Raw genomic sequence first — 10,604 nt, 5'->3', positions numbered from 1 at the left:
CCGTGTCTGATAAGGATACGGAGGCTTTGTTCGTTTTATATACCTCTCCTCTAACATTCCGTTTCTACCGCTAATCACTATACCTTATTATATATAATTATTCATCATATATTCATCAGATTAATTCCCGAATTAAGGTGCTAAATGAATGATTAAAAACTTTTAAATCAGTATTTTATATCCTATTTCCACTTTCGTATTTCATATATTCTTCGTACCTTTACAGTGTATTAAAAGGTATAGTAAATTCTTTAATCAGTGAACAATTTAATCTTTTTACAAAAGAAAGTAACATAGCTGTAAAACAAATAAGAGAGACATCTGTTATTTATTGTAGAATCATTAGACGACATGAAAACAACTGTAAAGACATTCTGGATATGCATGCTACTGATGTTGACTTGCAGCATTAGCGGTAAAGCCATTGACCTGGTGCAGGTGGATGACAGAATGGCCGGAACTGCTGAAGTTTCCGCTTCTTTATCTTCATGTTCTTCTACTTCCGACAATAGTATTGACAAGAAGAATTCATTGTTCACGAATACCAAGTTCGCATGGACTACGGATGTCGAACTGGGAAACAAACCGGTTTCCGAAACTTACTCTTCTCATCAACAGCGTTTGCGCAGGGTGATTGAAGACAATCTTTTCCTCAGAAACATTCTTTTGATGTTATCCAACCACGAGAATCTACTCGTGCAAGGCCGCTCTAAATTATACTACTCAGATAAAGACCCGTACTATGCATTGACGGGCAGTGATTACTATATTTATACGCTTCGGCGGATTTTGATTTAGCCAACTTTTCTTCTTATTGATTTCCCCCTTTTTCTTCTTATTGTCTTGAAGAGACTGAAGGCAGGTGACCTTTAGTGTACATATATGTTAGTTAAGGTTGCAAGGATGATTACGCCCTGTCGGTTCGTAAGCGGGAAGTCGTATCCCTATGCTTTATTTTCAAAACTCTATTTAAATACCAACAATTAAACTTTTCATCATGGAAACTACTCAAAAAAAAGCAGCCTCTTTTAAAGGCATCAGATCCGCCGGTTGGGTAATCGTAATCTGTTTTATCATCGCCGTGCTTATTTTTCACTTTGTGTTGGGAAATCCCTCCAACTTTATGAACAACGACCCGAACAACCATCCGTTGCCGGGTAACTTCCTCGGTACCATCTATAAAGGTGGATTCATTGTTCCTGTAATTCAAACGCTTTTGCTGACTGTCATCGCACTGAGTATTGAACGTTATATTGCCATTGGCGCTGCCTTTGGTAAGGGGTCATTGGTGAAATTCGTAGCTAACATCAAAGCAGCCTTGGCTGAAGGTGATATGAAGAAGGCACAACAAATCTGCGATTCACAACGTGGTTCTGTAGCCAATGTGGTAAATGCCACTTTGAAGAAGTATGCCGAGATGGAGAATGACACAGAGCTGTCCAAAGACCAGAAACTGCTTGCCATCCAGAAGGAATTGGAAGAAGCCACTGCGCTGGAACTGCCGATGATGGAGCAGAATCTTCCTATTATTGGTACCATCACGACTTTAGGTACATTGATGGGATTGCTCGGTACAGTTATCGGTATGATCCGTTCATTTGCCGCCCTTGCAGCCGGAGGTTCAGCCGACTCCATGGCTCTGTCGCAAGGTATTTCCGAGGCTTTGATTAATACTGCCTTCGGTATCTTGACCGGTGCATTGGCCGTTATCTCCTACAACTATTATACAAACAAGATTGACAAGTTGACTTACAGCCTCGATGAGGTTGGTTTCTCCATCGTGCAGACTTTTGCAGCTACCCATAAATAGTTGACTGCTGATAGTTGGAGCTGCGCTGTGACGTAGGCTTCTATTATCTATTCAACGAATGAATTCTCAATTTTAATTTTCAATGAAACGATTATGGGCAGAGCGAAAATAAAAAAGAAAAGTACGTTCATCGATATGACGGCGATGAGTGACGTAACTGTACTGCTGCTGACCTTCTTCATGCTGACTTCTACGTTCGTGAAGAAAGAGCCGGTACAAGTAACGACTCCCGCCTCTGTATCCGAGATTAAGATTCCGGAGACAAATGTACTCCAGATATTGGTCGATCCGAGCGGAAAAGTATTTATGAGTCTGGACAAGCAGTCCGACTTGCGCGAAGTGCTGGAAGCTATGGGGCAGGAGTATGGAGTGACTTTCACTCCGGAGGAAACTAAAAAATTCATGCTGGCGTCTACCTTTGGTGTGCCGATGAAGAGTATGAAGAAATACCTCGACTTGCCGCAAGACCAGCAAGATGCTGTATTGAAGAATGAGGGGATACCGACAGACAGTATTGACAATCAGTTCAAGGCCTGGGTACGCAACGCCCGTGCAGTGAACAGTGATTTGCGCATTGCCATCAAGGCAGATGCCAATACTCCTTATTCCGTAATAAAAAATGTGATGAACTCACTTCAGGACCTCAGAGAGAACCGGTACAACCTGATTACTTCTCTGAAGACCACAAGTGAGGAGTGACAAGCTACGAGTTACAAGTAGAACAAGAAAGGAAACATTATGGCTGAAATACAAGAAAGCGGCAACAAGAAAGGTGGAAAAAGCAAGCAGAAGAAAATGACTGTCAGGGTGGACTTTACACCTATGGTGGACATGAACATGTTGCTGATTACCTTCTTTATGCTTTGTACCTCACTGAGCAAACCTCAGACCATGGAGATAAGCATGCCGAGCAATGACAAGACCATCACCGAGGAGCAGCAGACCAAAGTTAAGGCTTCCCAAGCCATCACGCTGTTGCTGGGGGATGACAACAAGTTGTATTATTACGAAGGGGAACCTAACTACAAGGACTATACTTCACTGAAGGAAACTACCTATCAGGCGGATGGTCTGCGGGCAATGCTTCTGCAACGTAATAGAGTTGCTGTGAACGAGGTGAACAGACTGAAGCAGCAGAAACTGGATCTTAAGATATCAGAGGATGACTACCGGAAACAGCTTTCCGGGATAAAAAGCGGAAAGGATACGCCGACAGTCATCATCAAGGCTACCGATAAGTCTTCGTACAAGAATCTGATTGATGCTCTCGATGAAATGCAGATATGTAATATAGGTAAGTATGTGATAACGGATATTGCCGAAGCCGACGAGTTCTTGATGAAGAACTACGAAAGCAAGGGCGAATTGTCCCAGAACATTGCTGAATGATGTGTAACACCCAAAGAAAGGAAAGAATATGGCTAAAGTAGATTTAAGCTCCCAAGCATGGTGTGACCTCGTGTTCAGTGGTAAGAACAAAGCATATGGAGCCTATAAGATGCGTGAGACCTCTCCCAGACGGCACAACATTGCCGTGATACTGGTAATTGTAATTGCATTGATAGGTTTCAGTATCCCTACGCTGATAAAGATGGCTACCCCCAAACAGAAAGAGGTGATGACCGAAGTGACTACCCTTTCGCAGCTGGAAGAACCGGAAGTGAAGCAGGAAGAGATGAAGCGGATAGAGCCCGTGGCCCCACCGCCGCCTGCATTGAAAAGCTCCATTAAGTTTACCGCTCCCGTCATCAAAAAGGATGAGGAAGTGAGGGACGAGGATGAAATAAAAAGCCAGACAGAACTGACGGAAACGAAAGTTGCCATCTCCATTGCCGACGTGAAAGGTAATGACGAGGAACACGGCAAGGACATCGCCGACTTGAAACAAGTGGTGACGCAGGCCGAACCGGAACCTGAAAAGGTTTTCGATATGGTAGAGCAGATGCCCCAGTTCCCCGGTGGTCAGGCCGAGATGATGCAGTTCATCAGCAAGAATATGAAGTATCCGACCATTGCCCAGGAAAACGGTACGCAAGGGCGTGTAACCTGCCAGTTTGTGGTAGGTGCCGACGGCAAGGTGCGTGATGTGAAAGTGCTGAGAGGTGTAGACCCCTATCTGGATAAAGAAGCTGTCCGTGTGATTATGTCCATGCCCAAATGGATTCCCGGCAAGCAGAATGGTAAGGCCGTATCGGTGAAATATACGATACCGGTGATGTTTAGATTACAATAAGTGTGTGTGTTATGAAAACGGTGAAACAACTTCAGCTTTCAGGCTTGCTGGTGCTGCTGACTCTGCTGTCTGCCTGCCAAAGCAAGCCCAAGGACGGACAAACGGATACGTATACCTCCGGTGTGATTGCAATTGCTGCGGACGAAAGTTTCCAGCCTATTGTGCAGGAAGAAATTGACGTGTTCGAAGGACTGTTCCCCTTGGCAGGAATTGTGCCCCGTTATGTGACGGAAGTCGATGCCGTCAACCTCTTGCTCAAGGACAGTCTGCGGTTGGCAATAACCAGTCGCAGACTGACTCCCGAAGAGATGAATTCCTTCAATAGCCGGAAGTTTTTTCCGCAGGAGATAAAGATTGCTACGGACGGGCTGGCATTGATAACCCATCTTGGCAATCCGGATTCATTGATTAGTGTGAAGGACATCCGCCGCATCCTGACGGGTGATGCGAAGCAGTGGAAAGATATCTATCCGGCTTCCCGTCTGGGGGATATCAGTCTTGTGTTTGACAACAAGAACTCCAGTACCGTACGTTTTGCTGTCGATTCCATCTGTAAGGGTGTACCGCTTTCCAGTCAGTTGAAAGCGTTGAAAACCAATAGGGAGGTGATTGACTACGTGGCCCGCACGCCTGATGCCATCGGTATTATCGGCGTGAACTGGCTGAGCGACCGGAATGACAGTACGGGGCTCTCTTTCAGTAAAGAGGTGCGGCTGATGTCCGTCAGTGCTGCTGACAAGGCCATGCCGGACAACAGTTACAAACCCTATCAGGCGTATTTGTATTACGGTGATTATCCGTTGGCACGCAGCATCTATGCCTTGTTGAATGATCCGCGGAGCGCACTTCCGTGGGGATTTGCCTCTTTCCTCGCTTCCGACCGGGGACAGCGGATTATATTGAAGTCGGGATTGGTCCCCGCCACCCAACCGGTGCGCGTGGTGAACGTCAAGGATGAATAACTAAAATGAATGCTAACATGAAACGTAGATTTGTATTTTGTTTGGGAGCGATGCTGTTTGCAGGTACGCTCGCCGCACAAACGCCGGTGCCCGAATGGCAGGCGGGGGTGGATAAAGTAAAAAGTCTGATAAAGGCGAATCCGGAGCAGGCTTCCGACGCAGCCGGAGAACTGCTGAAGGGCAAGAACAAAAAAAATGTGGAGCTTGTGACTTCCGTGGCCCGTGCCTATCTGGATGCAGGACAGCTGAAAGAGGCGGAAACCTATCTGGAGATGGCAAGAAAGGCCGACAACAAGGCTCCGGCAGTTTCTGTACTCGAGGGTGACATCGCTTTTGCCCGGAAAGATATCGGAAAGGCATGCCAGCTTTATGAGCAAGCCATCTATTTTGATTCGAATTATAAGGATGCGTATCTGAAATATGCGCAGGCATACAAGTCTGCCAGTCCTTCGCAGGCCATAGAGAAGCTGAACCAGCTGAAGGCCATAGCTCCGGATTGCCTGGAAGCAGACAAGGAGCTGGCGGAAGTGTATTACGCCACCAACCGTTTTGGCAAGGCTGCCGACACCTATGCCAAGTTCATCGATACTCCCGTGGCTACGGAAGATGACATCCTGAAATATGCTTTTGCACTATTCCTGAACCACGACTTCGAGAAATCCTTGGCGGTGGCGCAGAAAGGTTTGCAGAAGAATGCCCGCCATGCCGCATTCAACCGGCTTGTGATGTACAACAATGTCGACCTCAAGCGTTATGACGAGGCAGAGAAGGCTGCCGATGCTTTCTTCAATGCTTCGGATAATGCCGATTATTCATGCTTGGATTACCGTTATCACGGTGCTCTGTTGAGTGCTCTGAAGAAATATGACCAGGCCATTGAGGAATATGGTAGGGCATTGGAGAAGGATGAGAGTCAGGTGGATTTGTGGCGTGAGATTGCCGATGCTTATGAATTGAAAAACGACTATACCCAAGCCATTGCTGCTTATAAAAAGTACTATGACTCGCTGGCACAAGATAAAAAGACGTCCGAAAACTTATTCCAGTTAGGGCGTCTGTACTACGGAGAGGGTACGTCCTCGGACACTCTCTCCGTTCAGTCTGCCGACCGCATGGCGGCATTGCAGGCTGCCGACTCTGTGTTCGCACTTGTTGCCGAACAAGCTCCCGACAGTTATTTGGGAGATATGTGGCGCGCCCGCACACACTCTGCCATGGACCCCGAAACTACAGAGGGATTGGCGAAACCTTATTACGAGAAGGTGGTGGACGTACTGCTTGCCAAAAACGAACCGAGGTACAACTCTGCATTGATAGAGTGTTACAGTTATCTGGGCTACTACTATCTGTTGAAGAGTGACTATGCTACTTCGAAAGAGTACTGGAATAAAATTCTGGCTATCGACCCCACCAATGCCACAGCAAACAAGGCATTGGACGGCATCAAATAGCAATAATTTTAGTTGTTTGTCGTGTCGGGAGGAGTGGAGAGTGATTCTTAGCTCCTCCTTTTTTGTTGCAGGGTCCCCCTTGGAGGCAGTGATTGCTTGCGGTAGTCCGTGGGTGAAGTGCCTAAGTGTGTCTTCACATACTTCCCGAAAAAGGAGATGTTGGGGAAATCCTGATGCTCGGAAATCTCCTTGATAGACTTATTGGAATACTTCAGAAAATATTTGATGTCTTCGACCACATAATCGTTTATCCACTCGAAGGCTGTCTTTCCGCTGACCTTTTTGCAGACGGTGGAAAGATATTTGGGAGTAACACACAGCTTACCCGCATAATAGGAAATAGAACGTTTTTTCACCTCGGTGCAGGCCAGCAGGTCGAGGAATCTCTTGAATAGAATGTTGCTCCGCTTCACCATTTGGCTTTCGGGAGGGGTGCTCAACTGGTTTAAATCTGCCAGCAGCTCATACAGCATGGTGCGTATCAGCGACCTGATGACTTCTTTGTAGTAGGGCTGCTCCGCTTGTTTCATTCGGGCACGTATCACCTTATAGTATAAATCGAACAGTTGCACTCTGTCCTTGTCAATGCGTACTACCGGATTCTGGCTGATATAGAAAGCCTTGTTCCATATGTCACTACTTTTATGAAGGTACTTCTGTGTAATCTGGGTCGACAGACAGAACATGGCGCCCTTGAAGTCGGAACTGGTTGTGCAATTGCTCAGAATCATATTGGGCATACAAATCAGCATCTCACCGGGGTAGATAGCATATTTTTGGGTATTGATGTTTATCTGCAGTCTTCCTTTTACACAGACCACATAGATGTTTGCATTCAACTTGAAATACTTGTTGAAAAGCAAGTTCTTGAAATCTCCAAGTATAGCAATATCGTTGTCGGTATAGTCCGTACTTGTATATTCTGCTATATTGTATGTGTTAAGTTGGTAAATCTTTTCTTCGTTTTTCATATTCATGTCTTTAGCTCCTTTGCAAATGTAAAGCAAGTGGCAGGAAATATAGAGTCCTAAATGGATACAGAAGTGTCCTAATCTTCTTGCGTGTGAGGCTAATTTCGAACCAAAGAATAGAATTGTTCCTTTTTCTGAGCATTTTTTTTCTTGAAACGCTTGTCGTATTGAAAAGAATGTCTACTTTTACGGTGTACTATTATACTAATACACATAAACAATAAGATATTTAATTCATCCAAGCGTATGTTACAAGTAGAAAACATTTCATTTAGTTATCGCAAGGGGCGGAAAGAAGTCCTGAGCGATTTTTCACTTTCGCTGGAAGCCGGCCGGGTTTACGGTCTGTTGGGTAAGAACGGAGCCGGCAAGTCTACGTTGCTCTATCTGATGAGCGGTTTGTTGGCTCCCAAACGTGGGAGAGTGATGTATCATGATACCGACATGCGCCGCCGGTTGCTCGTCACGTTGCAGGACATGTTTCTGGTACCCGAGGAGTTCGAGCTGCCTCCTATTTCCTTGGTCAGCTATATTGAACTGAACAGTAAGTTCTATCCCCGTTTCAGTAAGGAAGACATGGTGAAGTACCTGCATTTCTTCGAGATGGATATGGATGCTGATTTGGGAGCCTTGTCCATGGGGCAGAAAAAGAAAATCTTCATGAGCTTTGCGCTGGCCACCAATACTTCCCTGCTGCTGATGGATGAGCCTACCAATGGACTGGATATTCCGGGGAAGAGCCAGTTCCGTAAATTCCTGGCTTCGGGTATGTCGGACGACAAGACGATTGTCATTTCCACCCATCAGGTGCGTGACATTGACAAAGTGCTGGACCATGTTCTGATTATGGACAACAGCCGCGTATTGCTGGACGAATCCACTGCCAGCGTTTGCAGTAAGCTGTTCTTCTTGGAGAGTGACGACCGGGAGTTGGCTGCGACTGCCTTGTACACGCTTCCCTCCGTACAAGGCAATTTCTTGATGCTGCCCAATACGGAAGGTGAGGAATCGGAGATTAATCTTGAACTGCTGTTTGGCGCCGTACTTGCAGAGCCTGGGAAGATAGCGGAAATGTTTCACACTAAAACAAATGAATAATGATACGCGATACCTTTTTTAGTTTGCATCGCTTTGTGAACGTATGCCGCAAAGAGATGGTGGAGAATTGGAAGACCTATATACTCCGCTCGGTGATGGTCTACGGAATGTTGGCCATAGTCTTTGTCTGGAATGGATACTATCAGTATCACAATCTGGAAGCGGGAGCTGTGGGCATGGACCCTATCTGGGAGTTTGAGTCCAGATTCTTTCTTTGGGGACTTGTCATTTGGGGATGCATTAGCGCCTCGTTTGCCATGGAAAGGATGAAAAGCAAGACGAGTCGTACCGTTGTGCTCATGACACCTGCCACCATGTTCGAGAAATTCTTTGCCCGCTGGCTGGTGGCTACCTGCGGCTTTATCTTGGTCTTTCTGATAGCTTTCAAGCTGGCGGACTTGACAAGAGTCGTCTTCTATCTTCTGGCCTACCCGGAGCTGCATGTCGTTCACTCCTTTCCGTTGTGGGAATTCTGCTGTAACACGAACTGTTTCTATGAGACGATAGGAAGCGGACCGGCTGTGGTGGGGATATTCCTGAGCTGCTACTTTTTCCTACAGTCTTTCTTCCTGCTGGGTAGTACGGTCTGGCCCAAAAATGCACTTATCAAGACTTTTGCGGCCGGTGTCTGCATCTTCGTTTCATATATCTTGATAGCTGTATTGTGCCTGAAGGCCATTCTGCCTAATAACTTCTTCATGACTGAGCCCTATATTGACAGAGAGGCATCGGGCGGCTGGCTGATTTTTATAACTTCGTTTTTCGCCCTTTTCAACTGGGTGCTTGCCTATTTCCGTTTCAAGGAGTCCGAAATCATTAATCGTTGGTAACTATGAACTTTAAGGAAAGTAAAGCCATCTACCTGCAAATAGCAGACCGCATTTGCGACGAGGTACTTCTCGGGCAATATCAGGAGGAAGAACGTATTCCTTCGGTACGGGAATATGCGGCTGTGGTAGAGGTCAACGCCAATACGGTGATGCGTTCGTACGACTACTTGCAGACGCAAGGAGTGATTTACAACAAGCGGGGTATCGGCTATTTTGTGTCGGTAGGTGCACGTAAGCTGATTCTTTCGTTGAGGAAAGAGTATTTTCTGAAGGAGGAAGTGGATTATTTCTTCAAGCAGATTTTCACGCTGGGCATCTCTGCCGAGGAGTTGTCCGGGATGTATCAGGAGTTTATCAAGAAACAAAAATAAAAGAAGACAGTTATGAAACGAACGACTTATATAATGATAGGAATGCTGGTTACCGGTGTGGCAATGGTATGCGGACTCATGTTCTATGTGGTGGACCGCAATGTCACTCAGAAAGATAATTTTATGGAAATCGGCGGAGAACGGAAAACGGTGCAGCTGCCCTCGTGCAGGGTGTTGAAGCTGACACAGCCTCCGGTGGTGTGGAAACAGAAAAAAGAAGGTATTGTGGAGGCAGAGCGTATGTTCTCGTTCGGGGAAGTGCCGTTGGAGGTAACTGCCGGAGACTCTTTGCAGCAGGGCAGTTTCTCCTATGCAGGGGATATGGAGGCTTTTATGTCGATGACTTCCGTTGGCGATACCCTGCTCGTCACCTTTGACTTTCCGGAGGATAAGCTGGAACAGCATCTTCAGAATGACATTTGGATAAGGGTTCGTTCAGAAGGGATGGAATTGCGGTTGCCTGCGGAGGTACAAGCGGTTGTGGTAGATGTGGAGGATATGGAAACCAATTTCTACGGACTCCGTTGCGATACGCTCTCTTTCCGCACGCGATACCTTGCCCGGCTGGAAGATTGCCATGTCACTGCACTTGCGGCGCAGGCGCAGAGCTTGCATCTCAACAGCGGCACAGTGCGCAACCTTTATCTGAATCTGGACGAGATAGCCGACTGGGATGTCAATACCGGTTCCTTCCATATCGATACGGAGCATCTGTCCGGCAGCCGCTATCATCGTTGTCTTTTGCAGAAGAATGAATGCCGCCGGGTGTTCTGGACACCGTTAAAGGATGATGCCTCTTTGAGTGTGGAGTTAAAACAAGCAGTTAAAATAGAAGTAGGTGAGTAGCCATAATACGAAATGACTTATCTTTGCACATG

Annotated in this window: 12 protein-coding genes; 11 read left to right on the top strand and 1 reads right to left on the bottom strand. The window is 46.3% G+C overall.

Annotated elements, in window-relative coordinates; translation table 11 throughout:
- Positions 1-351: 351 nt before the first annotated feature.
- From DWZ03_RS12390 to DWZ03_RS12360, 7 genes are all read left to right on the top strand, one after another.
- Positions 352-798, top strand: coding sequence for a hypothetical protein (locus DWZ03_RS12390; RefSeq protein ID WP_005828652.1), 447 nt, complete (start codon positions 352-354; stop codon positions 796-798).
- Positions 799-997: 199 nt separating this feature from the next.
- Positions 998-1,810 carry a MotA/TolQ/ExbB proton channel family protein gene (locus DWZ03_RS12385; protein ID WP_005828650.1) on the top strand — a complete coding sequence of 271 codons (813 nt, stop codon included), beginning with the start codon at positions 998-1,000 and terminating at the stop codon, positions 1,808-1,810.
- Between the two features lie 93 nt (positions 1,811-1,903).
- Positions 1,904-2,509: an ExbD/TolR family protein gene (locus tag DWZ03_RS12380; protein ID WP_005828648.1), complete on the top strand. Its 606-nt coding sequence runs from the start codon at positions 1,904-1,906 to the stop codon at positions 2,507-2,509.
- A gap of 39 nt (positions 2,510-2,548) precedes the next feature.
- Positions 2,549-3,199: an ExbD/TolR family protein gene (locus DWZ03_RS12375; protein ID WP_008665926.1), complete on the top strand. Its 651-nt coding sequence runs from the start codon at positions 2,549-2,551 to the stop codon at positions 3,197-3,199.
- Between the two features lie 28 nt (positions 3,200-3,227).
- The gene (locus tag DWZ03_RS12370) at positions 3,228-4,043 is read left to right on the top strand and encodes an energy transducer TonB (RefSeq protein WP_005828639.1); all 816 of its coding nucleotides are present in this window, start codon (positions 3,228-3,230) and stop codon (positions 4,041-4,043) included.
- Positions 4,044-4,054: 11 nt separating this feature from the next.
- Positions 4,055-5,005, top strand: a complete 951-nt coding sequence (locus DWZ03_RS12365; RefSeq protein ID WP_005828635.1) for a PstS family phosphate ABC transporter substrate-binding protein — start codon at positions 4,055-4,057, stop codon at positions 5,003-5,005.
- A gap of 5 nt (positions 5,006-5,010) precedes the next feature.
- Positions 5,011-6,456 (top strand): tetratricopeptide repeat protein, encoded by a 1,446-nt coding sequence (locus DWZ03_RS12360; RefSeq protein ID WP_117749351.1) that lies wholly within the window; start codon positions 5,011-5,013, stop codon positions 6,454-6,456.
- Positions 6,457-6,503: 47 nt separating this feature from the next.
- Here the strand turns inward: DWZ03_RS12360 and DWZ03_RS12355 are convergent, their stop codons facing one another.
- The gene (locus DWZ03_RS12355; RefSeq protein WP_008665930.1) at positions 6,504-7,427 is read right to left on the bottom strand and encodes a helix-turn-helix domain-containing protein; all 924 of its coding nucleotides are present in this window, start codon (positions 7,425-7,427) and stop codon (positions 6,504-6,506) included.
- 246 nt (positions 7,428-7,673) lie between these two features.
- On the opposite strand from DWZ03_RS12355, the gene DWZ03_RS12350 reads away from it, so the two are divergent.
- The 4 genes from DWZ03_RS12350 to DWZ03_RS12335 are packed head-to-tail and all read left to right on the top strand — an operon-like array spanning position 7,674 to position 10,572.
- Positions 7,674-8,525 carry an ATP-binding cassette domain-containing protein gene (locus tag DWZ03_RS12350; protein ID WP_120130158.1) on the top strand — a complete coding sequence of 284 codons (852 nt, stop codon included), beginning with the start codon at positions 7,674-7,676 and terminating at the stop codon, positions 8,523-8,525.
- On the top strand, positions 8,525-9,355 hold the full coding sequence (locus DWZ03_RS12345; protein ID WP_009037280.1) for a hypothetical protein: 831 nt from the start codon (positions 8,525-8,527) through the stop codon (positions 9,353-9,355). The genes DWZ03_RS12350 and DWZ03_RS12345 overlap by 1 nt, the downstream gene beginning before the upstream one ends.
- 2 nt (positions 9,356-9,357) lie before the next feature.
- The gene (locus DWZ03_RS12340) at positions 9,358-9,726 is read left to right on the top strand and encodes a GntR family transcriptional regulator (RefSeq protein WP_005828614.1); all 369 of its coding nucleotides are present in this window, start codon (positions 9,358-9,360) and stop codon (positions 9,724-9,726) included.
- 12 nt (positions 9,727-9,738) lie between these two features.
- A complete protein-coding gene (locus DWZ03_RS12335; RefSeq protein ID WP_005834894.1) occupies positions 9,739-10,572 on the top strand; it encodes a hypothetical protein in 834 nt (277 codons plus the stop codon).
- The last annotated feature ends 32 nt before the right edge of the window (positions 10,573-10,604 follow it).

This window comes from Bacteroides sp. AF29-11, assembly GCF_003602895.1.
GTDB classification, from domain to species: Bacteria; Bacteroidota; Bacteroidia; order Bacteroidales; family Bacteroidaceae; genus Bacteroides; species Bacteroides uniformis.
The sequence above is the reverse complement of the archived record's forward strand: the minus strand, read 5'-3'. Positions and strand labels throughout refer to the sequence as shown.